This is a genomic window from Brevibacterium iodinum ATCC 49514 (assembly GCF_900169265.1).
In the GTDB taxonomy this organism is placed as follows: Bacteria; Actinomycetota; Actinomycetes; order Actinomycetales; family Brevibacteriaceae; genus Brevibacterium; species Brevibacterium iodinum.
In genome coordinates this window covers 36,144-62,573 of the sequence record NZ_FXYX01000008.1, presented here as the reverse complement: position 1 = coordinate 62,573, position 26,430 = coordinate 36,144, and the positions used below count along the sequence as shown (strand labels likewise).

20 protein-coding genes are annotated in these 26,430 nt (G+C 65.6%); 2 read left to right on the top strand and 18 right to left on the bottom strand.

Annotation, left to right across the window (positions count from 1 at the left end; translation table 11 throughout):
• Window positions 1-62: 62 nt before the first annotated feature.
• From BI49514_RS07765 to BI49514_RS07710, 12 genes are all read right to left on the bottom strand, one after another.
• Window positions 63-2,603, bottom strand: coding sequence for a PhoX family protein (locus tag BI49514_RS07765; protein ID WP_101545789.1), 2,541 nt, complete (start codon window positions 2,601-2,603; stop codon window positions 63-65).
• A gap of 206 nt (window positions 2,604-2,809) precedes the next feature.
• Window positions 2,810-3,571 carry a CPBP family intramembrane glutamic endopeptidase gene (locus tag BI49514_RS07760; protein WP_101545787.1) on the bottom strand — a complete coding sequence of 254 codons (762 nt, stop codon included), beginning with the start codon at window positions 3,569-3,571 and terminating at the stop codon, window positions 2,810-2,812.
• 24 nt (window positions 3,572-3,595) lie between these two features.
• Window positions 3,596-7,402, bottom strand: coding sequence for an efflux RND transporter permease subunit (locus BI49514_RS07755; protein ID WP_167443925.1), 3,807 nt, complete (start codon window positions 7,400-7,402; stop codon window positions 3,596-3,598).
• 234 nt (window positions 7,403-7,636) lie between these two features.
• Complete coding sequence (locus tag BI49514_RS07750; protein ID WP_101545785.1) at window positions 7,637-8,890, bottom strand: MFS transporter; 1,254 nt, start codon at window positions 8,888-8,890, stop codon at window positions 7,637-7,639.
• Window positions 8,887-9,750 (bottom strand): nitroreductase family protein, encoded by an 864-nt coding sequence (locus tag BI49514_RS07745; RefSeq protein ID WP_101545784.1) that lies wholly within the window; start codon window positions 9,748-9,750, stop codon window positions 8,887-8,889. The genes BI49514_RS07750 and BI49514_RS07745 overlap by 4 nt, the downstream gene beginning before the upstream one ends.
• The gene (msrA, locus tag BI49514_RS07740; RefSeq protein ID WP_101545782.1) at window positions 9,750-10,280 is read right to left on the bottom strand and encodes a peptide-methionine (S)-S-oxide reductase MsrA; all 531 of its coding nucleotides are present in this window, start codon (window positions 10,278-10,280) and stop codon (window positions 9,750-9,752) included. The genes BI49514_RS07745 and msrA overlap by 1 nt, the downstream gene beginning before the upstream one ends.
• A 51-nt stretch (window positions 10,281-10,331) precedes the next feature.
• The gene (locus BI49514_RS07735) at window positions 10,332-11,546 is read right to left on the bottom strand and encodes a hypothetical protein (protein ID WP_101545780.1); all 1,215 of its coding nucleotides are present in this window, start codon (window positions 11,544-11,546) and stop codon (window positions 10,332-10,334) included.
• A gap of 87 nt (window positions 11,547-11,633) precedes the next feature.
• Entirely contained in the window at window positions 11,634-12,299 is a 666-nt protein-coding gene (locus tag BI49514_RS07730; RefSeq protein WP_101545777.1) for a peptide deformylase, read from the bottom strand.
• Window positions 12,300-12,312: 13 nt separating this feature from the next.
• Window positions 12,313-13,116 carry an HpcH/HpaI aldolase/citrate lyase family protein gene (locus BI49514_RS07725; RefSeq protein ID WP_101545775.1) on the bottom strand — a complete coding sequence of 268 codons (804 nt, stop codon included), beginning with the start codon at window positions 13,114-13,116 and terminating at the stop codon, window positions 12,313-12,315.
• 8 nt (window positions 13,117-13,124) lie between these two features.
• A complete protein-coding gene (locus BI49514_RS07720) occupies window positions 13,125-13,655 on the bottom strand; it encodes a MaoC family dehydratase (RefSeq protein ID WP_101545772.1) in 531 nt (176 codons plus the stop codon).
• A 134-nt stretch (window positions 13,656-13,789) separates the two neighbouring features.
• Window positions 13,790-14,311 carry an SRPBCC family protein gene (locus tag BI49514_RS07715; protein WP_101545770.1) on the bottom strand — a complete coding sequence of 174 codons (522 nt, stop codon included), beginning with the start codon at window positions 14,309-14,311 and terminating at the stop codon, window positions 13,790-13,792.
• Between the two features lie 83 nt (window positions 14,312-14,394).
• Window positions 14,395-14,757 (bottom strand): ArsR/SmtB family transcription factor, encoded by a 363-nt coding sequence (locus tag BI49514_RS07710; RefSeq protein ID WP_101545768.1) that lies wholly within the window; start codon window positions 14,755-14,757, stop codon window positions 14,395-14,397.
• Between the two features lie 183 nt (window positions 14,758-14,940).
• On the opposite strand from BI49514_RS07710, the gene BI49514_RS07705 reads away from it, so the two are divergent.
• Entirely contained in the window at window positions 14,941-15,762 is an 822-nt protein-coding gene (locus tag BI49514_RS07705) for an HAD-IIA family hydrolase (protein ID WP_101545765.1), read from the top strand.
• Window positions 15,763-15,897: 135 nt separating this feature from the next.
• On the opposite strand, the gene cls is transcribed toward BI49514_RS07705, so the two are convergent.
• The 4 genes from cls to BI49514_RS07685 all read right to left on the bottom strand — a co-directional run bounded on the left by cls (window position 15,898) and on the right by BI49514_RS07685 (window position 22,412).
• Window positions 15,898-17,370: a cardiolipin synthase gene (cls, locus tag BI49514_RS07700; RefSeq protein WP_101545763.1), complete on the bottom strand. Its 1,473-nt coding sequence runs from the start codon at window positions 17,368-17,370 to the stop codon at window positions 15,898-15,900.
• A gap of 175 nt (window positions 17,371-17,545) precedes the next feature.
• A complete protein-coding gene (locus BI49514_RS07695; RefSeq protein WP_101545760.1) occupies window positions 17,546-18,718 on the bottom strand; it encodes an acyl-CoA dehydrogenase family protein in 1,173 nt (390 codons plus the stop codon).
• A 47-nt stretch (window positions 18,719-18,765) separates the two neighbouring features.
• Complete coding sequence (locus BI49514_RS07690) at window positions 18,766-20,775, bottom strand: acetyl/propionyl/methylcrotonyl-CoA carboxylase subunit alpha (RefSeq protein WP_101545757.1); 2,010 nt, start codon at window positions 20,773-20,775, stop codon at window positions 18,766-18,768.
• Between the two features lie 23 nt (window positions 20,776-20,798).
• Window positions 20,799-22,412: a carboxyl transferase domain-containing protein gene (locus BI49514_RS07685; RefSeq protein WP_101545754.1), complete on the bottom strand. Its 1,614-nt coding sequence runs from the start codon at window positions 22,410-22,412 to the stop codon at window positions 20,799-20,801.
• Window positions 22,413-22,546: 134 nt separating this feature from the next.
• Between BI49514_RS07685 and BI49514_RS07680 the strand changes: the two genes are divergently transcribed.
• Entirely contained in the window at window positions 22,547-23,173 is a 627-nt protein-coding gene (locus BI49514_RS07680; RefSeq protein WP_101545752.1) for a TetR/AcrR family transcriptional regulator, read from the top strand.
• Window positions 23,174-23,237: 64 nt separating this feature from the next.
• On the opposite strand, the gene BI49514_RS07675 is transcribed toward BI49514_RS07680, so the two are convergent.
• Complete coding sequence (locus BI49514_RS07675) at window positions 23,238-24,158, bottom strand: NADP-dependent oxidoreductase (RefSeq protein ID WP_101545749.1); 921 nt, start codon at window positions 24,156-24,158, stop codon at window positions 23,238-23,240.
• Window positions 24,159-24,251: 93 nt separating this feature from the next.
• Window positions 24,252-26,429: a 3-hydroxyacyl-CoA dehydrogenase NAD-binding domain-containing protein gene (locus tag BI49514_RS07670; RefSeq protein WP_101545747.1), complete on the bottom strand. Its 2,178-nt coding sequence runs from the start codon at window positions 26,427-26,429 to the stop codon at window positions 24,252-24,254.
• Between the last annotated feature and the right edge of the window lies 1 nt (window position 26,430).

Here is a 26,430-nt window from a genome sequence, read left to right as displayed (position 1 = left end):
AGTCGAAGAAGGCCAGAGGCAGTGTCGCCTCTGGCCTTCTTCAGCTTATGGTCCTGGAGTCATCAGTCGCCCTGGAACTCAGTCGGCAAGCCCTGCTCGCTTTCCGTCCCGTCTGCGTTCTTCCGACGCAGATGAGCGGCCGTCGCCATCGCACCCCCGACGGCGAGGAGACCTGCTCCGCCGCCGAGCAGCGGCAGAGTGCTGTCCGAACCGGTCCACGGCAGTTCACCGCCGCCCGAGCCGGACCCACCTGAACCGGACCCGCCTGAACCCGAGCCGCCGTTCGAAGAACCGCCGCCCGAACCGGAACCTCCGGAGCCGCCCGAACCGGAACCTCCGTCGCTTCCGGCACTCGCTGCCGCACCAGCTGCCGCGGCATCCTTCGCGCCGTCCTGCGACCCGGCGGTCGATCCGGAGCTGTCGGCGTCCGTTCCGGTCCTGTCGCCCTTGGCATCGGTGTCCTCACCCGTTCCGGCACCATCTGAGCTGCCGTTCTCGTCCGAGTCCTTCGCCCCTTCATCTGTGCCGTCGGCGTCGGAATCCTGGTCCTTCGGCGGTTCAGTCGGGTCCGGTGCCGATCCGCCGTCGCCCTTGATGACCTGCACGACAGTCGGCCGCGGCATCGCGGCCACTCCCTTGTCGACATCGGTTTCCTTGACATAATCGGGGAACTGCGAGTGCTGATCGGCATAGGAGCCGTCCTCACCTGGGTGCTGAACTGCGACGAAAGCTGACTCATACTCGGCGTGGACGAGTGGTCCGCACACCTCGGCTTCACGAGGCACGGACAGGAACTGTTCGACCCGGCCGCGCTGGTCGCCGTCGATCGTGACCTTGAACAGTCCGTCGCAGTAGCCGATGCCGTCGGGAGCGCCGTCGGTGGAGATCCACAGGTTTCCGGCGGTGTCGAAGGCGACATTGTCCGGGCAGGAGATCGGTGAGACCTGATCGGCAGGGAAGCCGGAGAAGTAGGTGGCGTCGCCCTGTTTCGGGTCCCCGCAGACCAACAGCAGCGTCCAGTCGAATTGGGTGCCCGTGTGGTCGCCGGACCTCTCGGTGATCTCCACGATGTGCCCGTCGCGGTTCTCCGTGCGCGGATTGGCCTCGTCGGCGGCGGCCTTCCCATCGGTGCCTCGATCGGAGTTGTTCGTGCACGCGACGTAGATGCGGCCGTTGACCGGGTTCGGTTCGACGTCTTCGCAGCGGTCCATCTTCGTCGGCCCGACCTTGTCGGCGGCCAGACGGGTGTTGACGAGGACCTCTTCGACGGAGAATCCTGAAACCTGCGACTTGCCGTCCTTGACCAGCGGAAGCCACTGTCCGCTGCCGTCGAACTCGCCGTCGGCGGGCACCTTACCGCTGCCGTCGATCTCGGACTTCGGTGAGTTGCCGGTGAACTTCGCGACGTAGAGGTCGCCGTCGGTCAGCAGCGTCTTGTTGTGTTCGCGGTCGCCCTCGACGTAGGTGTCCTTCGAGACGAACTTGTAGAGGTAGTCGAACTTCTCATCGTCTCCCATATAGGCCACAGCGTGGCCCGAATCGGAGATCGTGATGTTCGCCCCTTCGTGTTTGAAGCGGCCCATGTTCGTGTGCTTATGAGGGGTGGAGTTCGGGTCCCAGGGGTCGACTTCGACGATCCAGCCGAACCGATTCGCTTCGTTCGCGTAGCCCGGTTTGTTTGTATCGAATCGGTCGACATCGGCTTCCCATCCGTTGGCCGAATCTTCGCTGTCGAGACCGTAGCGCTTATCGGCCGCCGATGTGCCCTGCGCCTTGAAGTACGAGTTGAAGTTCTCCTCACCGGACACCAGAGTGCCCCAGGGGGTGAGCCCGCCCGAGCAGTTGCCGAGAGTGCCCTGCGCCTTGTCACCGTTCGGGTAGTCCTTCGTCCGCAGCAGATCGGAACCGGCAGCGGGACCGGTGAACTCGTACTCGGTGTCGATGAGGAACCGGCGGTTCTTCTTTCCGTTGACATCGATCGTCCACGTTGACTTCTCGTCCGTGCGGATGAGTTCGGCGACGGTCAGTCCGTGGGCTTCGCGGCTGATCGCCCGCTGATCGGCTCCATCCATGTCCTCGGGGTACATGATGGCGTCGTTCGTGTATTCCTGGTTGGCGAAGAGCACGGCCCGGTTGGAGTCGTCGGGGTCGATCTGGATGGACAGGAAGTCGTTGTTGTAGCCGAACTGGCGGCGCTGCGCCTCTGGGCTCTGATTCTCCGGGTCGAACCTCGGGGAGTCGGGGAACAAGGGGTCTCCCCAGCGGACGATCGGATGCCAGGAGTAGCCTTCGGGGACGACGAATTCGTCGACCTCGTGCTGGACCGGGTCGATGGCGGTGAAGGCCAGACTGCCTGCGGTGGCTGCGGCCGCAGAGCGTGCGGTCGGGCTGGGAGCGGTGGTCACTGCGATGGCCAAGGCACCTGCAGCCGAGGCACCGAGAACCGCGCGACGGCTGAGCTTCGCATTGACGATATCGCGGAAATACCCATTTGCCGATGTGTTGCAGGTGGCCTTGAGGCAGGCGTTGTCGCACTTCAGTGCGCACGTGACGGGGCTGCGCTTGCCACGCACATGGTCGGTCATCGGCAGAAAGGCTCGCATCGGTTCCCTCCTTGTATCGGGTATCTTCCCAGTCCGGGGCCCACCCGGTACAGAGGACGGAGCCGGAAGGACTCACCCGATCGAGACTGTCACCGGCAAGCGGCCTTGGAACTACCCGTCGGTGAATCAGAGGTGAACCCGGAGGGAGGAATGAGTGTCGCGTTCGCTTGTCCCGACCTCGCCTGTCCCGACCTCACCTGCAGCACTCAGCCGAAGTCGACGAGGGCGAGCACTCCCGGGGCGAGGAACCCGACGGCGTCGATGATGACATGCGCCCACACCAGCGGCATGAGCCTGCCCTTGCGCAGGAAGTACCAGCCGAAGATGATGCCCATGGCGACGTTGCCGATGAACGGGCCGATGCCCTGGTAGAGGTGGTAGCTGGCGCGGAAGAGCGCCAAGGAGATGATGATCGGCCAGGGTCCGAAGCCCAGCTGCCGCAGTCGCAGCGCCCCGAAGCCGAAGATGAGCACCTCTTCGAGGATTCCGTTCTTCGCCGCCGAGAGCAGCAGCACGGGAACCGTCCACCAATGATCACCGAGGTTGGACGGCTGGATCTCGGCAGTGATCCCCAGTGCCCTGCCGCCCGCATACACCCCGAGGGTGCCGATGCCGATCACGAGGAAGATGAGAGCGCCGTGGCCGAGGTCACGGAGTCGGTGCCCGTCGACTCCGAGCCTGATCGGCAGCGGCCGGGCCGGTCGGTCTCGAGTGAGCAGGTAGATCGCGAGGACGACGGGCACGAGGGTGAAGCCGATGTCGAGAAGCTGGTAGATCAGGTCGAAGCCCGGCCGAGGCGAGATCGAGGTGTTGAGTTTGGCCTGGGCGTCGCTGATCGGTCCGCGCGTGGCGATGTCTGCCAGACGCACGATCGCATAGACGGATGCCTGGCCCAGGGACAGGGCCGCAATGAGACCGAGCTCGAACCACAGGCGCTTTCTCTCCTGTGGTTCGAGCTCGGTCGTCATGGACTCAACTCTAGCCGGGACGGCTCAGTGTTTGGGTTCGCCGTCCCCGTCATCACGACGCGGCTGCTGGCTGCGCAGGGTGAAGTCCGTTCCCTGCCCCTCGCCCCGGATCCCGTCGTCTCGTTCGTCGCTGCCGGTCGATTCGTCATCGCGGCTGTCACCGAGGTGGTCGGCGTCCGTCGATTCATCCGACGCCGAGGCGGTCTCCCGCTCATGCGCCCGTGCCTCGGCGGCGTCGAGGACCTCACCGCGAGCCATGTTCTTCACGTACTTCGTCTCGGCTCGGCGTTCCTTGACCCCTTCGAGCAGCAGGTAGAGCACGGGCACGAGGATGAGCGTGAGCAGCGTCGAGCTGACCAGTCCGCCGATGACGACGATCGCCAGCGGCTTCGAGATGAACACTCCCCCGCCGGTGAGTCCGAGGGCCATCGGCAGCAGAGCGAAGATCGTGGCGGCCGCGGTCATGAGGATCGGACGGTAACGCAGTCGGGCGCCGTGGACGATGGCCGTACGCAGATCGACCCCGCGGACTCGGAAGTGGTTGATGAGGTCGATGAGCACGATCGCATTCGTCACCACGATGCCGATGAGCATGAGCAGACCGATCATCGACGTCAGCCCCAGCGGAGTGTCGGTGATGAGCGAGAGCGCAACCGAACCGGTGGCCGCGAACGGAATCGAGACCAGCAGGATCAGCGGCTGCAGCAGCGACTTGAACGTGGCGACCATGATGACGAACACGATGAGGATCGCCGCGAGCATCGCCAGTCCCAGCTGCGAGAACGCTTCATTCTGCTCCTGGGTGGCACCGCCGGTGTCGACGGACACCGTATCGGGCAGGTCCACCTCGTCGAGGGCGGACTGGACCTCGGTAGACACGGCTCCGAGGTCATCGCCTTCCGGAGTCACGGACACGGTGGTCGAACGCTGCGAATCCGTGTGGCGGATCGTCGGGGCGGTCTTGACCTCCTTGACGTCGGCGACCTCATCGAGTTCGATGAAGCGCGGCTCCGAGGTCACGGGAGCGCCCGCGTTCGGATCGCCGCCCGTCGCACCAGCACCGCCTGCGCCTCCGGCACCACCAGCACCGCCTGCGCCTCCGGCTGCACCGGCGTCACCCGAACCTCCGGCGCCTCCGCCAGCTCCTCCGGCACCACCGGCCGCGCCGGCGTCACCTGAGCCACCGGCACCTCCGGCCGCTCCACCGGCGCCGCCTGCCGCACCTGCGCCGGCTCCTCCGTCGGGAGCCGTCTCTTCCGGCTTGCCCGGGATCTTGAGTTCGCGCAGCTTCTCCACGGTGTCGGCATTGCGATCGAAGAGCAGCACCGAATGGGAGACATCGTCGATAACGACCTCACCGATCTGCTGACCGTGCATGGCACGCTGCACATACTGACCGATGGCCGCCTCGGTGAGGTTCTCCTCCGCGGCCTTCTCATGATCGACCCTGACTTCGATCACGGGCTGGACAGCGGCGGTATCGCTCGTCACCGACTGCGCCGAGGACACGCCCTCGAGCTTGTCGCTGACCTTGTTCGTCGCGTCCTCGAGTTCCTGGGGATCGGTGGCTGTGAGTGTGACGTCGATGGTCTGCGCACCCGGGGTCGAGCTCTGGCTTGCCACCTCGACGTCGCCGGCACCCTTGAGGCCGTCGAACTGCTTCTGCAGATCCGCGGAGATCGACTGCGCCGAGACTCCGGACTTCGTGTTGACGATATAGGTGCCCGTCAGCGACGAATCGTCGGTGAAGCCGAACGACGTGCCGCCGAGCGACAGCTGGTAGTTGTCGACATCGGATTCGTCGGCGAGGATGTCCTCGACCTTCTTCGCCTGCTCCGAGGCCTCATCGAGGTCGGTGCCCGGGTCGAAGGTCTGCGAGATCTGCAGGGAGTCCTGCCCGGTGTCGCCGAAGAGCTCGGTCTTCAGCTGCGGGATCATCGCTCCGGTGCCGGCGAGCACGAGCACGGCGATGAGGATCATGATGATCGGGTGCTTCGTCGAGAACCCGATGGCCGGCATATAGGTCTTCTGCAGTCGCGTCACCGGAGAATGCATTCCGGCAAGCTCGTCGACCGCTTCCGTTCCGTCTTCGGATTCGCTGTAGCGCGGTCCACCCGCGGCCACTCCGGTCGCATCGGTTCGAGTCGTGGCACCGGCCTGTGCGGGAGCGCCGGCCCGCTGGGACGATTCGACACTGTCTCGAGGACCGGTGTCCTCGGCTTCGGCACCGGCGGCGGCGAGGTCGCGCTTCCTGTCGGCCTTCTTCGCTTCCTTCTTCTCTGCCCGCCACTGCGACAGCATCGACTTGCGGCTGCGACGGATCTCCGCCTTCTCCGCACGGGTGAGCTTGACCTTCGCTTCACGCTGTCGCAGGAACCAGTACGCGAGGACGGGCACGATCGTCAGTGCCACGAACAGGGACGAGAGCAGGGCGATGGTCGCGGTCAGGGCGAAGGGCCGGAACATCTCTCCGGTCTGCCCGGTCACGAATGCCAGCGGCAGGAACACGGCCACCGTGGTCAGGGTCGATGCGGTGATGGCACCGGCCACCTCGGAGACGGCGGCGAGGATGTTCGAGAACTTGTCGCCGCCGGAGGCGTGGCGTCTGCGGATCGCCTCGATGACGACGATGGAGTCGTCGACGACGCGGCCGACGGAGATCGTCAGCGCACCGAGTGTGAGCATGTTGAGGGTCTCCCCGCCCATCCACAGCCCGATCATGGCGATGAGGAGGGAGAGCGGGATGGAGATGGCGGTGATGATCGTCGCCCGCACCGAGAGCAGGAAGACGAGGATGACGAGGACCGCGAAGATCAGGCCCAGCCCACCCTCGTTGAGCAGGTCGTGGATGGACTGTTCGATGAACGGGGCCTGGTCGAACGCGGAGACGAACTCCGTATTGTCACCCATCATCTTCTCGAGTTCGGGCAGCTTGTCGGCCACCGCGTGAGAGACGTCGACGGTGTTCGCGTCGGACTCCTTCATCACCGACACGGACAGCGAGGGTTCGCCGTTGGTGCGCGAGATCGACTCGATCGGCTCGTCGACGAGTTTGACGTCGGCGACGTCGGAGACCTGGATCGGTCCGTCCTTGCCGGAGATGGCGAGGTCCTTGATCGCATCGATCGAGCGGATGCGGGTGCCGACCTCGACTGGGGCCGAGCCGTCGTCGCCCTTGAGCTCACCGGCCGAGGTGGGCACACCGTTGGACTGGAGGATTCCGGCCACCTCGTCGAGGTTGGCTCCTTCGTCCTCGAGGTCGTCGCGGCGGATGCTGATCTCGACCTGTTTGGTCTTCGCTCCGGCGATCTGGATCTGGGAGACACCGTCGACTTTATTCAGCTCCGGTTCGACTAAGTCTTCGAGATTCGCCGCCAGCTCGTCTTCATCGGCATCCGAGGTCACGGACAGGGCGAGCACCGGAATATCATCGGTGCCCATCATCATGACGTTCGGTTCGACACCGTCCGGCAGGGTCGGCTGCACCTGGGAGACGGCGCGCTGCAGGGCGCGGACGACGTCATCGGAGTCATCGCCGTACTTCGTGCTCACGGTGATCTGCGAACTGCCCGCCGAGGAGGTCGAGGTCATGTCCTCGACCTCGGGCAGTGCGGTCAGCGCCCCTTCGAGTGGGTCGGTGACTTCGGATTCGACGGCCTCGGGGGTGGCTCCCTCATAGGAGGCGGTGACCGTGGCCTGTGGGTTGTCGAGGGACGGGAAGAGCTCTTGCTTGAGCGCGCCGGCACCGATGATGCCGAAGACGATGGCGACGACGGAGATGAGCGCGATGAGCGCCCGGTTCTTCAGGCTCAGCCGGGTCAGAAAACTCACGAGGGGGGACTTTCTTTGTCGTAGGCAGGGCGACGACGCAGAACGCCGACTCAACCAACCATCCTAGTGAGTGTCCCCTGAACCGCACATGAGGAAAACCTGACTTCTCTGATCAACGGCTGAGCACGCCGCGCCCCGACCACCAGCTCGGTGAAACTGCAGCAGCTTGGTCCCTGCACCGAGCTGGTGCAGTTTCACCAAGCTGCAGCGCATGTGCGGGTGCGTTTGGGCGCGTCACTCAGCCGGAGTGGCTGTGCGGGGTCGGGTCTCGCGGCCGAAGAACCACAGGCCTGCGGCGACGATGCCGAGAACGCCGGTGAGCAGGAACGCCCACGAGTAGTCGAAGTGATCGACGACGACTCCGGCGATGATCGGGCCGAGGATGGCTCCGCCGTCGAGGGCCATCTGGTAGCGGGCGAGCACTCGGCCGCCCTTGCGGTCGCGGCCGATGACGTCGGCGACGGTGGCCTGCTGAGCGGGGTTGGCCAGGCCGGAGCCGATCCCGGCGATGATGGAGAAGGCGAAGAACAGCCAGATCGAGTCGATGAAGGCCAGCGCCGCGGTGGTCACGCCGAGGACGAACAGACCCCATTGGATGAAGGGTTTGCGCCCTACGGTGTCGGCGAAGCGCCCGACCACCGTCACGGCCGAGGCGTTGCCGATGGCGAACATGGTCAGGGCCAGTCCGGCCACCGCGGTATCGGCTCTGAGAGCCTGGATGGCGAAGAGCGGGTAGATGGCCACGCGGATGCCCATCGCCGACCAGCCTTGGACGAAGGCGGAGATGAGCGCCGACCGGTAGGCCGAATCCCTCCAGGCTTCCCGGAAGGACATGACTTCCTGCTGTTCTTTGTCCTTCTCCGCTCCCAGCCGGGCACGTCCGGACTTCGTCGAGGAGCCGAAGGACGCGGTGGAGGCGAGGAAGACGCGGACGACGATGGCGGCGAGCAGCAGACCCACGGCGTAGATGACGAACGGGATGCGCATCCCCCATCCGGCCATGGCACCGCCGAGGACGGGTCCGGCGATATTGCCGACGAGGAACGCAGTCGCGTACGTCGACGATGCCTTCGCGCGAGCGTCGATCGGGGCGAGCCGGACGATGAGCGCCATCGCGGAGACGCTGAACATCGTTGAGCCGATGCCGCCGAGTCCGCGGAAGATCAGCAGCTGCCAGTAGTTCTGCGCAAAGGCGACGGCCGCGGTGGAGGCAGCGACGATGAGGAGACCGGTGATGTAGATGCGACGTTCGCCGAAGGCATCGACTAGGCGGCCGGACGAGGGTGAGAACACGAACCGGAAGAACGCGAACGAGGAGACGACGATGGTTGCGGCGGTGACCCCGAAGTCGAAGCTCGCCGCGAACTGCGGCAGGACGGGGGCGATGATTCCGTAGCCCAGGGCGACGATGAAGGCCGCTGCCACGAGGACATAGATCTCCTTGGGCAGGCGGCGTGTCTCCGATGCGTCGGTGTCGGGCGTGCTCACAGGGTATCGAGGAACTGTTCGGGCTTCGGCAGGGGGCGGGTGCTCGTGGTCAGACGCTGTCGGTAGCGTTCGGGCACGGCTCCGATGTAGAACCAGCCCATGAGCAGTTCGTGATCGTCCAGTCGATGGAGGCGGCGGACCGGTTCGGTGTTCGTCAGGTTGCCTGAGCGCCACATGACGCCCCAACCGGCTTGCCACAGGGCGAGTTCGAGCAGGTGCCCGGCCCCGGCGGCGGTGGCGTGCTGCTCCCATTCGGGCACCTTGTCATGTTTGACGGGTGAGGAGACGAGGGCGAGCAGCAGTTCGGCCCGCAGCGGCTTCGTATTGGTCTCGCCAGGTTTGCGGACCACTCCGGCGGCTTCGTCGAGGGCGTCGCCGAGGCGGTGCCGGTCGTCTCCTCGGATGATGAGGAAGCGCCAGGGGCGCAGGGCCTTGTGGTCGGCGACCGAGGAGATCGATCGGATGATCTCGAGCAGGTCGGAGTCGTTCGGGGTCTGCGGGTCGACCTTCGAGATCGACCGTCGGGTGCTCAAAGCGTGGAGAACGGGATCGGCGACGATGTCGATCGATGACGGCACCGAGTAGTCGGGTCCGCGACGGGTGGCCGTGATGGTTGCGGTGCCGCCCTGCGGCAAGGCGGCGGCATCCTCGGCGGGGTCTGCGCCGTTCTCATTCTGCGCCGAACGGGGGGTCTGCGCATCCTGCGCGGCAAGGCTCTTCGCCCACGGGCCGGTGTTGCCGTCGAGGAAGTGGGCACGCGCGCGGTCTTTGGTCGCTTCGCAGGCCTCGCCCGCGTCCCCCGACCGTTTGTGCTTCTTGTGTTTGGACTTCTTGCATCTGTCTTTTTTGCGACTGCCCATCAGCTCACCCATTCGGCGAAGGCGGTGCGGGCCTTGCTGAGTTTCGGGTCGATGATGACACGACAGTAGCCGTTGTCCGGGTTCGCGGTGTAGAAGTCCTGGTGGACCGCCTCGGCGGGATAGAAGGTGCCCAGCGGTTCGAGGGTGGTCACGATCGGATCGTCGAAGAGGCTCTGCGCGGATTCGATGGCCGCGGCGAAGTGCTGCTTCTCGGTCTCGTCGCGATAGAACATGGCCGACCGGTACTGGGTGCCGACGTCGTAGCCCTGGCGGTTGAGGCTCGTGGGGTCGTGGCCGGTGAAGAACAGGCCGAGGATGACGTCTTCGGGGACGATGTCGGCGTCGAAGGTCACCTGAAGGGCTTCGGCATGGCCGGTCATCCCGGAGCAGACCTCACGGTATCCGGGGTTGTCAGTGTGTCCGCCGGTGTAGCCGGAGATCACTTCTCTCACGCCGGTGGTCCGCTGGTAGACGGCGTCGAGGCACCAGAAGCAGCCGGCGCCGAGGGTGAGGGTACGAAGATCGCTCATGCAACGTATAACGATGACGCGCGCAGGTTATTCCCGGCCCCAGCGGTACGATCAGCTGCCATCGGCACGGAAGGTGTATTCGTCCGGGCGCGGCCATCGCTCCAGTGTGCGGACGGCATCCTCGACATCGCCATCGGCGATCTCGAAGCTCGAGGAATATCCGCCGTCTTCGTCGTCGAGGCTGCCCGGGTGCAGGGTGCCGGGTACGGATTCGCGAAGGGCCTCGGCGGAGAGCAGGTCTGCGAATGGTTCATCGTCGACCTCGTTGAGATCCACACTGGTGAGACGTCCGTCGACGATGTCGAGGGTGAGTTCCAAGCGTCCGCTCGATATGCCGGCGTGGTCGCCTGATCTGACGGTGCCGCCTTCGGCGGCGCCGCCGCCGGTGATTCCGGTGACCGGGTAGATATGCCGGGCCGGTGCCGCGCTCGGGGTCGATTCGTCGGGTCGGACGTCGATCGAAGCGATGTCCTCGTCCTTGAGCAGCTGTTCGATCTGTTCAGGGTCGAGGACGACGGGCTCATCACCTGAATTCAAGGAATCGGGATAGGTGACCCACACGAAGAACTTCGCGGAAGCGAACTGCTCTCGGACCGCCTCGGCGCTGGCCTCCGAGTTCGGGTGCGGCAGAGACAACAGCGTATCGACCGACTCCCGGATATGGGAGGGCAGCTCGATCTCGAGCGGAGCATAATTGAGTTCCTCGCCGTCGTCGGCCCAGTTCTCGACCTTGTCGATGAGGACCGCTGTCAGCGCGACGAGCCCGCCGTTGACGACGGCATTGAGACCACGACCGACTCCGCTCGGAAGCTTCTCATCGACTTTCTCCGCCAACCGCTCAGTCAGCGGCCAGAGCGCCCAGGAAGCCGCTCCTGCTCCAGCTGCGGTGACAAGATTGAGGAACGCCGGGGAGGTCACTCTCGCGTGCTCGTCCCACCAGGTATCTGCGTCGGCATCGCCGTCGAGTGCTCCGACGTCAGCGATGTGCGCAGGAGAGGAAGCATATCGGACGGGACCGCTCCCTCTGGTGGAGATGGCTCCGAGGAACTCGTTGAGGCCGCTCGATCCACCGACTCGTCCGAGGAAGGCGCTCGACCCGGTCAGCCAGGTCAGGCCCGCATTGGCGAGGGCGGTTCCCGCTCTCAGGCCGGTCCGGCGTTCGGCAGGGACGTCGCGGCGACGCACCAGCGCGAGGGCGCCGGTGCCGAGTGCGGCGGCGGTGCGGACGGTTCGGTGATGACGAAGGGGGATGTCGGGAAGTCGCATGTCCTCATCGAAGCATGCCCGCCTGTGACGCAGATGAGAGCGGTCAACAGTCTCGGCGGTATCCGGACAGGCGACCGTGGCGGAGGTTCACATCACCATGCCCGAAGGCAAGGAGAAGCCGAGTTCGGCGGCGGCCTTCTGTGTCGAGGGCTGGTGCCAGAACTTCTCCACGGATTCGTTCGTCGCCAGGGATCGCATCTCGGCTCTATCGAGGAAAAGGATCCCGGACAGGTGGTCGGTCTCGTGGGCGACGATGCGCGCCGACCAGCCGGAGACCTCCTCTGCGATGGGGTCGCCCTGCAGGTCGATTCCCGTCAGCGCGATGTTGCGGGGGCGGGCGACGACGGCTTGGTAGCCGGGGATCGACAGGCATCCTTCAAAGAAGGCGACGTCCTCACCACCGGCGCGTTCGCAGCCCGCGTTGAGGACCACCCGCAGCGGCATCGGCTCCCGCTGCCGGACCCTCGCAACCTCGGGATCGCGGGCGCCGGGATCTTCGGCGACGAACATCGACAGGCCGATGCCCAACTGCGGGGCGGCGAGGCCGACTCCCGGGGCGGCGAGCATGGTCGCTCGCATCACCTCGGCGAGCTGCTCGAGCTCGGCATCGTCGACCTGCCCGTCGAAAGGGCGGGTCTGGGACCGGAGGACCGGGTTCCCGGCCTCGACGATGGGCGCGGTCCCGTCCCCCGCCTCGGCTGCGGTGAGGACGGCACGGATCTGCTCGGCGATGAGCGCATCGGAGACGTTCACGAGGTGATGTCCCTCAGTTCGCGCGGGCGACGATGAGTTCGGCGTGCTTGAGCAGCGGGGCGTCGATCATCTTGCCCTCGAAGGAGAATGCGCCCTTCTCCGTCTTCGCCAGGTCGAGCATGGACCGCGCCCAGGTCAGCTGTTCGTCGCTGGGGCGGAAGGCGTCGCGGACGACGGGCACGTGGTTGGGGTGGATGGAGACCTTGCCGGAGAACCCCGACTGCACGGCGTCTTCGGCTTCGGCTGCCAGTCCTTCGAGGTTCGGGATGTCCGCCCAGATCGAGTCGAGCGCGAACTTGCGGTGGGCCCGAGCGGCGAGGAGGGTCTGGCTGCGCACATGCTTGGCCACCTCCCGGTAGCCACCATCGGCCTTGCGGGAGGAGCCTCCGCCGAGGTCGGCGATGAGATCCTCCGATCCCCACATCAGCGCATAGACGTTCGGTGCGGCGGCGATCTCGGCGACGTTGACGGCTCCGAGCGCGGTTTCGATGAGCGCGATGACCTGGAACCCGGACAGGATCGACACATCGGATGCAAGCTCGGCCTTCGGCAGCATCACGGCCGTGTACTCGGTGCGCGCGAGCATCTTCAGATCCTCGCCGAGGTGGCCCGAATCGTGGGAGTTCACCCGCACGACCGTGCGGGTCGGGTCGAGCGGGAAGTCGACGATGGACTCCCGTGCGGCAACTTTGTCGGCCTCGTTGACGGCGTCTTCGAGGTCGAGGATGACGATATCCGAGCGTTCGGCTGCTTTCGTGTACCGGTCGGGACGATCACCGGGGACGAAGAGCCAGGCGGGTTTGAACTCGAGCGACATATGGGGGCTCACTTTCCGGTGTCGGTCTGATCGGCGGTGCCGGCTGCGGACGTCGTAATTGCCGAGTCGTGGCTGGAGTCGAACATCATCGCCTGGCGCACGGCCTTCGCGACGAGCTTGCCGTCCTGGTTGTAGCCGCGATGTTCGAAGGTGACGATTCCCTGGCCCGGACGGGACTTCGAATTGCGTTTGTCGAGGATCGTCGTCTCTGCGTAGAGGGTGTCGCCGTGGAACATCGGTGCCGGGAAGCTGACCTCGGAGAAGCCGAGGTTTCCGACCGTCGTGCCCTGCGTCAGCTGCGACACGGACAGACCGATGAGGGTGGCCAGGGTGAACATCGAGTTGACGAGGCGCTCCCCGAAGGGTTCGGTGGCCGACCATGCCGCGTCGAGGTGCAGAGCCTGGGTGTTCATGGTCACGGCCGTGAACAGGGTGTTGTCCGCCTCGGTGACCGTGCGGCCCGGTGCGTGCTTATAGGTGGCGCCGACTTCCATCTCGTCCAGCCACAGACCTCGTTGTGCAATGACCTTGTCACTCATGTAACGCTCCTCACTCGTCGTGATTTGAGTTTATCGCCATTCACCGGAGCCCTGCGACTCGGGGGTCACACGATGGCACGCTGAGGCGGCCCACCCGGACGGAATCCGCGTGAGCCGCCTCGACGTGGCTGCAGTCAGGAACCGAGCTCTGCGCCGAGTTCGTTGAAGGCCGAGGGCCAGCCGTCGTAGGCACTGGCGTCTTCACCCGAGTCGTCGGGCAGGCCGGTCAGCCTGAACGTCATGCGGGCGCGGTCGACGTCGATCTCCTCAAGTGCGACGCCGACGCGCGGGGCATCGTCGACCTCGCCGGGACTCCCCCAAGTGAAGTCGAGGCGGACGGGCTCGTCGATGTGAAGGTACTTCCCGGCGGTCGGGAACTCCTGTCCCGTGTCGGGTATGCGCATCGTATAGGTGTATTCGCCGCCGACCCGCAGGTCGACGGATACGGATTCGCGTGGGGTGACCAGCGTTTCGGGGTGGAACCAGCGGGCCATGACGTCCGGGTTCGTCCAAGCTTCCCAGACGCGGGCGCGCGGGGCGGCGAATTCGCGGACGATGGTGAATCCGGGCTCTCCCGCCTGTACGCTGTTCGGCTCGGTCACTGTGGCGTCTGTGTTGGCTGTGGCGTCTGTGTTGGCTGTGTTCTCGGCGTTCATCGCTGTTCTCCTCCTTGAGTCGTGCATGATGTCTGCGTCATACGTGGTGTCTGCGTCGTTCAGTACGTGGTTGATGTCGATGGTCAGTCCGCAGTTCGATCTGCGGTCGACGGGTCGGTCGTCGATGTATCGGCGGGCACCTCCTCGGCGAGGATGCGGTCGAGGTTGTCGAAGCGCTGCTGCCATTCGTCGTGGGCCGCCTGCAGCCAGTCGGCCGCCACGGTGAGGGAATCGGGATTGAGTGCGACGATGCGCTGCTGTGCGGATTTCGATCGGGTGATCAGCCCCGCCGTCTCGAGCACCTTGAGGTGCTGGGAGACCGCGGAACGACTGATCGGCAGCGGTTCCGCGAGCTCACCGGCGGTCTTGTCTCCCCCGCGCAGACGATCGATGATCGCCCGACGCGTCGGATCGGCAAGCGCCGCGAAGACATGATCCATACTCATTTAAGCATCCCCTTAATTAAGTGGTTACTACAATACACTCCTCGACCGCCCCGTCAAGGGGGCTCTGGGACGATCCGCAAAGGGGTACGGCACCACCTCGGATCGGACTTCTCAGCACACTTGCGCCCAACCCGACTAGGCTGGAAGCAGCCGCTTCGGCCCACCCCGAGCTCGAGGAGAGACATGGATCGCGATTCGATCGACTGCTGGCTGACCGATATGGACGGCGTCCTGGTCAAGGAGAACAATCCCCTGCCGGGAGCCGCAGAACTGCTCGCCCAGTGGCGCCAGGCCGACATCCCCTACCTGGTGCTGACGAACAACTCCATCTACACCGCTCGCGATCTCTCCGCCCGGCTGCGCTCGAACGGGCTCGACGTCCCCGAGTCGAACATCTGGACCTCGGCGATGGCCACCGCGGACTTCCTGTCCAATCAGGTCGAGCACGGAACGGCCTACGTCGTCGGCGAGGCGGGGCTGACCACTGCGATCCACGAGGCCGGGTTCGTCATGACCGAGCGCGACCCGGATTTCGTCGTGGTCGGCGAGACCCATTCCTATTCGTTCGAGGCGATCACGAAGGCGATCCGCCTCATCGATGCCGGCTCCCGCTTCATCGTCACGAACCCCGACGCCACCGGCCCCTCCCCCGAGGGTGTCCTGCCCGCCACCGGCGCCATCGCCGCCCTCATCACGAAGGCGACGAACCGCGAACCCTACGTCGTGGGCAAGCCCAACCCGATGATGTTCCGCTCGGCCCTGAACAGGATCGGCGCCCATTCGATGAGCACCGCAATGATCGGCGACCGCATGGACACCGACATCATCGCCGGCATGGAAGCGGGCATGCACACCGTGCTCGTGTTGTCGGGGATCTCCACCGCCGAGGATGTCCGCCGCTTCCCGTTCCGACCCAACGAGATCGTCGACGGTGTTCACAGTCTGTTGGACGTGCCGCTGGAGAGCCGCGGCGACCTCGGCCCCGACCCCACGGGTTCCGCCTGACTGTCTCCTGCGGGTGGATCCACCACGATTCTTCTTCCGAAATTACGGTGGATCCACCCGCAGGAGACACCGCTGTCAGATTTGGGGCACACGCGCACGGCTGCGGAGCCTCAACCAGCGGCGTCGAGCTCCCATCTACTGCAGCGAAGAGGTCAGGCGCATGACGGACTCCATATACCGACGAGGCCACGGCCGCTTCTCCCATTCCTCCAGGGTGAGTTCGCGGCTGACGTCCTGGTAGACGGCGACGACGTCGATGATGTCGTCGACCAGGTCGCCGCCGGTGGTCAGCAGGCTGATCTCGTAGTTGAGGCCGAACGAGCGCATGTCCATGTTCGATGAGCCCATCACGGCATAGAGGTCGTCGACGATGAAGCACTTCGTGTGCAGCACGGCGGGTTTCGGATACAGGAAGATCCGCACTCCCGCTTCGAGCAGCGACCGGTAGTAGGACGACTGTGCCCGGTCGACCATGTACTGGTCCGCCTGCTCACTCACGTAGAGCTCGACGTCGACCCCTCGCCTGGCCGCGGTCTCCACGGCGGCCAGCAGCGATTCGTCGGGCACGAAGTAGGGGCTGACGATGGCCAGACGCTTCTGCGCCAGGTACATCATCGAGGTGAAGACCTTGAGGTTCGGAGCGGTCGTGAACCCGGGCCCCGAAGGAACCAGCTGCATCGCACTCGTCGCCCCGCCGACTTCGGGCTCGTTGCCGTCGCGCTCGTACGGGCGGATGCCCAGAGCCTGCCCCGATTCGGAATACCAGTCGGTGGAGAACACCGCTTCGATTCCGGCGACGATGGGGCCGGAGAGCTCGACCATGATGTCGTGCCAGTTCCGGCCGATCTGGGAGTTCTTCCTGTTGAGGTAGCTTGAGTCGATCATGTTCTGCGAACCCATCATCGCCCGTTTGCCGTCGATGACGAGCAGCTTGCGGTGGTTGCGCAGGTCGATGCGTCGAGCCTTGCCGCGCCATGGAATGAACGGCAGCATCAGGTGCCATTCGATTCCGGCGGCGTTCAGTCGTTTGCCGAGCCGGTGGAATCCCGGATACTTCCGCGACCCGATGTGGTCGAAGAGGACACGGACTTCGACCCCGCGTGCCGACGCTCGCTCGAGCGCCTGGAAGAAGACGTCCGTCGTCGAGTCCCACGCCATGATGTAGATCTCGACGTGGACGTACTCGTGTGCCCCGTCGACGAGTTCGGCCATCCGTTCGATCGAGTCCTCGTAGTCCGAGATCACCCCATGGCTGTCGCCGGTGACCATCGGCAGCGCGGTCAGTGCCCGTCCCAGCTGGGCGACGGAGACGAATTCGGGCTTTGCGACCATCGACGGCGGCACATCGGGCAGGTCGTCGGCACCTTCGTGCATGAGTTCGTTCGCTTCGGCCTGTATCCGGGCGCGGCGCTGATTGATATAGGGGCTGCCGAGCAGCAGGAATGCGGGAATTCCGACGATCGGCACGAACAGGATGAGCAGCAGCCATGCCGATGACGATGACGGGCGACGGTTCTCCGGCACCACACCGACCGCGATGATCTTCACGATGTATTCGATGACGATCCACGTCGTCGTCGCCACCGATGCCACCATGCTGAGATCCATGTGCTCCCACTTCCCCTTCGGTCGCCGTCTCACCTCACGGTGTTATCGGACCAGAATATCGCCCGCCGAGGCGGCCCCGCACGTCCGTACGGATGTGCGGCGCCGCCTCGGCGGGCGATTCGGCATGGGTGACCGACGGAAGGTCGGCACCTGCTCTCAGATCAGGAGCAGGAACTCAGAGTCCGAGTTCGCGGGCGATGAGCATGAGCTGGACCTCGGTAGTGCCTTCGCCGACTTCGAGGATCTTCGAGTCGCGGTAGTGGCGGGCGACGAGGTATTCGTTCATGAAGCCGTAGCCGCCGTGGATCTGGGTGGCGTCGCGAGCATTGTCCATGGCTGCTTCGCCGGCGATCATCTTCGCAATGGCGGCTTCCTTCTTGAACGGCAGTCCGGCGAGCATCCGCGAAGCCGCGAGGTAGTACGCCGACCGGGCGGCGACGACGCGGGCCTCCATACGGGCGATCTTGAAGGAGATGCCCTGGAAGTCGGCAATCGGCTTGCCGAAGGCCTGGCGCTCCTTCGCGTACTTCACGGATTCGTCGACACAGCCCTGGGCGGCGCCGACGGACAGGGCGCCGACGGCGATGCGGCCCTCGTCGAGGATGCGCAGGAAGTTCGCGTAGCCGCGTCCGCGTTCACCGAGGAGGTTCGCTTCGGGCACCTGCACATTGTCGAAGGTGAGCGGGTGCGTGTCCGAGGAGTTCCAGCCGACCTTGTCATAGGCCGGTTCGGCGGTGAAGCCGGGGGTGCCGGTCGGGATCATGATCGTCGAGATCTCAGGCACTTCGCGGCCCGACTTCGACGTTCGGGTTCCGGTCACGGCGGTGGCGGTGACCAGGCGGGTGATGTCGGTGCCGGAGTTCGTGATGAAGCACTTGCTGCCGTTGATCGTCCAGGCACCGCCCTCCAGAGTGGCTTTGGTCCGGGTGCCGCCGGCATCGGATCCGGCCTCGGGTTCGGTCAGTCCGAAGGCGGCCAGGCCCGATGCGTCGGTGAGCGTCGGCAGCCATTCCTTCTTCTGCTCTTCGGTGCCGAAGCGGTAGATCGGCATCGCTCCGAGCGAGACCCCGGCCTCGAGCGTGATGGCCAGGGACTGGTTGACCCGGCCGAGTTCTTCGATGGCCAGGCACAGGGCGAAGTAGTCGCCGCCCATGCCGCCGTACTCTTCGTCGAAGGGCAGGCCGAAGAGTCCCATCTCGCCCATCTTCGCAACGAGGTCGTAGGGGAACTCGTGCTTGGCGTCGAGTTCGGCTGAGACGGGTGCGACCTCTTCGTCGGCGAATTTCGCGACACCTTGGCGCAGGTCTTCGTATTCTTCGGGCAGCATTCCCGGAACAAAGGTTTCCATTGTTTCCTCTCCGCTTGTGGCGTGGTTGTGGTGTGAGTGGCTGGTGGCTAGTCGGCGGCTTCTGCGACGGCGTCGGCGGCGGCTTCGTCGACGACTGTGGCGAGCACTTCGTCGAGGGCGACTTGGGCGCCTTCGACGGCGGTGACGGTGACGATTCCGGCTGCGGGTGCGGTGAGCACGTGCTCCATCTTCATCGCCTCGACGACGACGATCGGATCTCCCTGTTCGACTGCATCACCGGTCTCGACCTTGATATCGACGACGGAGCCGGGCATCGGTGCGAGCACCTCTGCGCCTTCCAACCCAGGTGTCAGCGACGCATCGGCCAAGGGCCGGGTGAAGACGTGGACCCCGGTGTCGGTGCTCACCCAGATGGTGCGCTCACGGGCATCGGAGAAGATCCGCGCCGTGTGCTGAATCCCGTCGAGGGTGACATGCCACAGTCCGTCGGCATCGACCTCGACGGCTCCCGCTCGAGCCTCGACGTCGACCGTCTCTCCGCCCGTGGCCAGGGTGACCGTGGCGCGGAAGTCCGGACGTGAAGTGCGCCAGGCGCTGGGTCCTGCCCACGCCGAGGCGGCCGACCGATTCGCCGTCAGCTCGGCGTCCGTGACCGGTCCGGTCAGGGTCGTGCCTGCCGCTCCCCCGGTGACCGTGACAGCGGCGGCCGCCAGCTGCGCGTGGGTCTCACCGGCGCTGTGCGCCAGCTGATCCTCGCCGAGGTTGTCGATGAGTGAGGTGTCGAGATCACCGGCGACCACCTCGGGCAGGCTCACGAGGGTGCGCAGGAAGTCGATGTTCGTCACGATTCCCGGGACCGCCGAGGCGGCGAGCGCGGAATCGAGGCGGGCGATGGCCTGGGCGCGGTCATCGGCGCGGACGATGAGCTTGGCGATCATCGGGTCGTAGTCCGAAGCGATGGTCTGCCCGGCTTCGAGCCCGGCGTCGACGCGGATGCCCTCTCCTTTCGGGAAGACGACGTCGAGGGCGCGACCGCCGGTGGGCAGGAATCCGCGCGAGGGGTCCTCGGCGTAGATTCTCGCTTCGATCGAGTGCCCGGTCAGCGTGATGTCGTCCTGGGTCAGCGGCAGCTCTTCGCCCGCGCCGACGCGCAGCTGGAGTTCGACGAGGTCGACTCCGGTGACCTCCTCGGTGACGGGGTGTTCGACCTGCAGTCGAGTGTTCATCTCCATGAAGAAGAACTCATCGGGACGGTCGGCGCCGACGATGAACTCGACAGTGCCGGCACCGACGTAGCCGACGGATTTCGCGGTCTCGCAGGCGGCCTGGCCGATTCGGGCGCGGGTCTCTTCGTCCAGCAGCGCCGAGGGAGCTTCCTCGATGACCTTCTGGTGACGGCGCTGCAGAGAGCATTCGCGTTCACCGAGGTGGATGACGTTGCCGTGCGCGTCGGCCATGATCTGGACTTCGATATGGCGCGGGGTGGCGACGAGGCGTTCGAGGAACAGCGTGTCGTCGCCGAAGGAGCTCGCGGCTTCGCGGCGGGCGGTCTGCAGCGCCTCGGCGAGTTTGTCGGCCTCGAAGACCGCGTGCATGCCCTTGCCGCCCCCTCCGGCGGAGGGCTTGATGAGCACGGGGAAGCCGATGTCCGTCGAGGCGGCGATGAGGGCTTCGTCGCTCATCGCGGCGTCCTTCGTGCCGGGCACGAGCGGCACCCCGCGGGAGGAGACGGCCTGCTTCGCCGTGATCTTGTCGCCCATCGTCCTGATCGCCTCGGCACCGGGACCGAGGAAGACGATGCCGGCCTCGGCGCAGGCGGCGGAGAAATCGGCGTTCTCCGACAGGAATCCGTAGCCGGGGTGGACGGCTTCAGCACCCGTGGCCTGAGCGGCCGCGATGACTTTGTCGATGCGCAGATAGGATTCGGAGGCAGCCGCCGGTCCCAGGTGGACCGCGGTGTCGGCGGCCTTCACGTGGGCGGCCTGGGCATCGGCGTCGGAGTAGACGGCGACGGTGCGGATGCCTAGGCGACGGCACGTGCGGATGACGCGCAGGGCGATCTCGCCGCGGTTGGCGATGAGGACTGTTGTGAACATTTTGCGTGAAGTCATGGAGGGGCTCACATTCTGAAGACGCCGTAGCCGCTGGCATTCAGCGGGCGTTCCATCGGTCCGAAGCGGGCGAGTTCGAGGGCCAGTGCCAGCACCTGGCGGGTGTCACCGGGTTCGATGATGCCGTCATCCCACAGCCGTGCCGTCGAGTAGTACGGGTTGCCCTGGGCTTCGTACTGGTCGCGGATGGGCTGTTTGAAGGTGTCTTCGTCGGCAGCGCTCCACTCCTCGCCGCGGGCTTCGAGCTGGTCGCGTCTGACGGTCGAGAGCACGCTGGCTGCCTGCTCGCCGCCCATCACGGAGATGCGGGCATTGGGCCACATCCACAGGAAGCGCGGGGAGTAGGCGCGGCCGCACATCGAGTAGTTGCCGGCGCCGAAGGAGCCGCCGATGACGACGGTGAACTTCGGGACGCGGGCGGTGGCGACAGCGTTGACCATCTTCGCTCCGTGCTTGGCGATGCCTCCGGCTTCGTAATCGCGACCGACCATGAACCCGGAGATGTTCTGCAGGAACACCAGGGGAACGCTGCGCTGGTCGCAGAGTTCGATGAAGTGGGCGCCCTTCTGCGCGGATTCGCCGAAGAGGATGCCGTTGTTGGCGATGATGCCGACGGGGTGTCCGTCGAGGTGAGCGAATCCGGTGACGAGGCTCGTACCGTATTCGGCTTTGAACTCATGGAACTCGGATCCGTCGACGAGGCGGGCGATGACCTCGCGGACGTCATACGGTGTGCGCGAGTCCACGGGTACCACGGAGGTCAGCTCCTCCGGCGAGTGAGCGGGCTCGCGCGATTCGCTGACGTCCCAGTTCGGGGCGGCCTTCGGTCCGAGGGTGGAGACGATGTCGCGCATGATCTCCAGAGCGTGAGGGTCATTGGCTGCGAGGTGGTCGGTGACACCCGAGACCCGGGAGTGCAGGGCTCCGCCGCCGAGCTCTTCGGCGGTGACTTCCTCGCCGGTGGCGGCCTTGACCAGAGGTGGCCCCCCGAGGAAGATCGTGCCCTGCTCGGAGACGATGATCGACTCGTCGGCCATCGCCGGGACGTAGGCGCCGCCGGCGGTGCAGGAACCCATGACGGCGGCCAGCTGCGGGATGCCGGCAGCTGAGAGGGTGGCCTGGTTGAAGAAGATGCGGCCGAAGTGGTCGCGGTCGGGAAAGACGTCGTCCTGATTCGGCAGGTTGGCGCCACCGGAGTCGACGAGGTAGATGCACGGAAGGCTGTTCTCTTTGGCGACTTCCTGAGCCCGGAGGTGCTTCTTCACGGTCACCGGATAGTAGGTTCCACCCTTGACGGTGGCGTCATTGGCAACAATCACGCATTCGCGGCCGGCGACCCGCCCGATTCCGGTGATGATTCCGGCGCCCGGGCTGGCGTCGTCGTACATGCCGTTGGCGGCCAGCGGAGAGAGTTCGAGGAAGGGCGTGCCGGGGTCGAGGAGATGTTCGACGCGCTCACGCGGCAGCAGCTTTCCGCGATCGATATGGCGCTGCCTGGACTTCTCGGAACCGCCGCGGGCTGTGGCCGCAATGCGCTCCCGGAGTTCGGCGATGAGTTCGGCGTGGGCCTCGGAGTTGACCTGCCCCGTCGCCGGACTGACCGCAGTTCCCACTGCTCTCATTCCATCCTCATTTCAGTTAATGATTCTTAACTGACTGCTATGATACTGCTCACAGGCAGAACTGACAACGCACGAGCCAGACCGCACCCACGTCGTCTCAGGCGGTGGGCATCAGGCTCGGGGAAGGAGGCCGGATGTCGATCTCGGACGAGGCCAAGCCGACGGCGCGAGCAGCGGCGAAAGCGGCCAGGCGCGAGCAGCTGCTCGAGGTCGCGAAGACGCTCTATGCCCGGCACGGCTTCCATGGGGTGCGCCTCGACGACCTGGGCAAGGGCGCGGGGATCTCGGCGCCGGCGGTCTACCGGCATTTCTCGTCGAAGGAAGCCGTGCTCGAGGAGCTCCTCGTCGGCATCTCCGCCTATCTGCAGTCCGGAGGCGAGGAGATCGTCTCCGCGGCGTGGGACACCGCGTCGGGGATCTCCCCCACCGAGGCGGCCCGAACCCTGCGGCGTCTCATCGACTTCCATGTCGACTTCGCCATGAGCGAGCCCGAGCTCATCCGCATCCAGGACCGTGACCTCGAGGCGCTGCCGGACGAATCGCGACGGACCGTGCGGCGTCTCCAGCGTGCCTATGTCAGTCGATGGGCGGAGGTCGTCGAGGCCGCCCATCCGGCGTGGACTCTGGAGTCGGCCACTGTGCGCGTGCATGCGGCGTTCGGGATGATGAATTCGACCCCGCACCAGGCTCGTCGCTCCAGCGCCGAGGTGGTCGGGGTCGAATTGCGCGCCGCAGCGGCCGCGGCGCTGGGACTCAGCTGATCACCGGATCAGCCGAGTCCCGCCTCGGCGATATTTCGATCACCGAGGACGGTATAGCCGATATTCAGGGCACGATGACGAGCTTGCCGCGGACGTGTCCGGTGGCGCTGTCCTTGAAGGCCTGGGGAACATCGTCGAGGCCGTAGGTGCCGGCGACGGCGACGGTGAGTTTCCCTTCGTCGACGAGGAGTCCCAGGCGCGCGGTCTCGGAGCCGTCGGGACGTACCCAGATGTAGCGTCCGCCGTGCTCGGCGACGCTGGGATCGGCCACCGAGGCGTGCGCCCCGCCCTCGGCGAGCACGGCCAGGGTGTGTTCGAGGACTCCCCCGACGAAGTCCGCGACCCCGTCGACCTTGCCGTCGGCGGCCTCGAGAACGCGCTCGACCAGACCGTCGCCGTAGGTCACGGGTTCAGCGCCGAGTCCGCGCAGGTATTCATGATTGGCTTCAGAGGCGGTGCCGATGACTCGAGCGCCGGCGGCGCGGGCGATCTGCACGGCGAAGCTGCCGACTCCCCCGGATGCACCGTGGATGAGCACGGTCTTGCCCTCCAGGTCGCCGAGGGACTCGAGGGTCCGCAGAGCGGTGCCGCCGGCCAACGGCAGTCCGCCGGCCTGTTCCCAGCTGAGGCTCTTCGGCTTCGGAGCCACCGCATGGACCGGGACAGCGACCTTCTCGGCAAAGGTTCCGCCGCCGAGCACGTCCTTGCGTGCATAGGCGACAACTTCATCGCCGATGGAGAATTCCGGGGTGTCGAAGCCGAGTCCGATGACGACACCGGCGACGTCCCAGCCCGGGGTGACGGGGAACTGCGTGGGCATGACCGGGTCGAGGTGTCCGCCGACGAGTGCCCAGTCGACCGGGTTGACTCCGGCGGCCCTGACTTCGATGAGCACCGAGGCGGGCGGCAGCTTCGGATCGGGCAGCTCGCGGACGGTGATGTCGTCGAAGTTCTCGGTGTAGGCGTCGTAGACGGCGGCGCGCATAGCAATGGCCTTCCGGTAGATGTCAGTGACACTGAAGTCTCAGTGTGATTGGACAACACCGGAAGGCCATCAGGCTATTCCAGGGGTGAGCGCTTACTCGTAGGTCTCCCCCGTCTTCGCACGTTCGACCAGCGAGGCCGGCGGTGTGAAGTGTTCGCCGTACTTCGCAGCCAGATCATTCGCCCGAGCGACGAAGCCGGCCAGTCCGCCTTCGTACTGGTTGACGTACTGGAGCACGCCGCCGGTCCAGGCGGGGAATCCGATGCCGAAGATCGAACCGATGTTCGCGTCCGGCACCGAGGTGAGCACACCCTCGTCGAGGCATTTGATCGTCTCGATCGCCTCGGCGAAGAGCATCCGCTCCTGCAGATCGGCGAAGGGCTGATCGTTCGACCCGGACTCGTACTTCTCGCGCACACCCTGCCACAGCGTGGTGCGTTTGCCGTTCTCGTCGTAGTCGTAGAAGCCGGCGCCGTCCTTGCGTCCGGTCCGTCCCTGCTCGACCATCCAGTCGAAGACGGCTTCGGAGGGGTGGGCGATCCAGGTGCCGCCTGCGGCTTCGACCGCGTCGCGGGTCTCCTCGTTGATCTTCTGCGACAGGGTCAACGTCAGTTCGTCGAGCAGCTGCAGGGCACCGGTGGGGTATCCGGCCTGCAGTGCTGCCTGTTCCACGCTGGCCGGCTCCACGCCTTCACCGACGGCGGCGACCGCCTCGGCGATGAAGGTGCCGATGACGCGGGAGGTGAAGAATCCGCGCGAGTCGTTGACGACGATCGGAGTCTTCCGGATCTGCTGCACGAGGTCGAAGGTGCGGGCGAGGACCTCGTCGGAGGTGTTCTCACCGCAGATGATCTCGACCAGCGGCATCTTGTCGGCCGGCGAGAAGAAGTGGACGCCGATGAAGTCCTTGTCGCGGGTGACGCCCTTAGCCAGGTCGGTGATCGGCAGGGTCGAGGTGTTCGAACCGAGGACTGCATCAGGCTCGACGATGTCCTGGATCTCCTGGAACACCTTCTGCTTGAGATCGACGGATTCGAAGACCGCCTCGATGACGAAGTCGACACCGGCGAAATCCTCGGCCGAGGCACTCGGTGTGATCCGGTCGAGGACGGCCTGCGATTTCACCTCGGTGGTCCTGCCCTTGGCCAGGGCCGATTCTTCACGCTTGGCGGCGTAGGCCTTGCCCTTTTCCGCATTGGCGAGCTCGACGTCCTTGAGGACGACCTCGATGCCCGACTTCGCAGCGCTGTAGGCGATCGCGGCACCCATCATTCCGGCACCGATCACGCCGAGCTTCTTCACCTGGCGGGGTTCGAAGCCGTCAGGGCGCGAGCCGCCGGAGTTGATGTGGCCGAGGTCGAAGAAGAACGCCTTGATCATATTCTTCGCCACCGGAGTATGGGTGACGTTGACGAAGTAGCGGGACTCGACCGTCAGCGCGGTGTCGATGTCGACCAGTGAGCCTTCGACCGCAGCGGCGACCACGGCTCGCGGAGCCGGCATCGGTGCACCCTTGCCCTGCTTGCGCAGCAGGGACGGCAGAGCGGGAAGCATCGCGCCGATCTTCGGCGAGGACGGCGAGCCACCCGGGATCTTGAAGCCCTTGACGTCCCACGGCTGCACAGCCTCGGGGTTGGCTTTGATCCAGGCCTTGGCCTTGGACTCGAGTTCGGCCGCAGGAGCGAGTTCGTCGATGAGGCCGAGCGCCTGGGCGTCGGCGGCCTTGAACTTCGTCGACGGCAGGATGGCCTTCTGCAGCGCGGTCTGGATGCCGAGCATGCGCACCGACCGGGCGACTCCGCCCCCTCCTGGCAGCAGGCCGAGTGAGACCTCGGGGAAGCCGAAGCGGGCGCTCGGGTTGTCGTCGGCCGCGATCCGATGGTGGGTGGCCAGAGCGAGTTCGAGTCCGCCGCCCAGGGCCGCGCCGCCGAGGGCGGCGACAACGGGTTTGCCGAAGGTCTCGAGTCGGCGCAGCACCTTCTTGAGGTGTTCGACAGCCTCGAATTCCTCTGCGGCATTGGCCGGGTCGGCTTCACGCAGCTTGTTGAGGTTGCCACCGGCGAAGAAGGTCTTCTTCGGGGAGGTTAGGACGACACCGGTGATGTCGTCGACATTGGCTTCGAGCCATTCCACGGTCGCCTCGAGGGCGGCCGCGAAGTAGTCGTTCATGGTGTTGACCTTGGCGCCGGGCTCGTCGATGACGACGGTGACGATGCCATCGGCATCGGTGTTGCGCTGGTAGTCGGCAGCTGTGGTTCCAGTGTTCGTCATG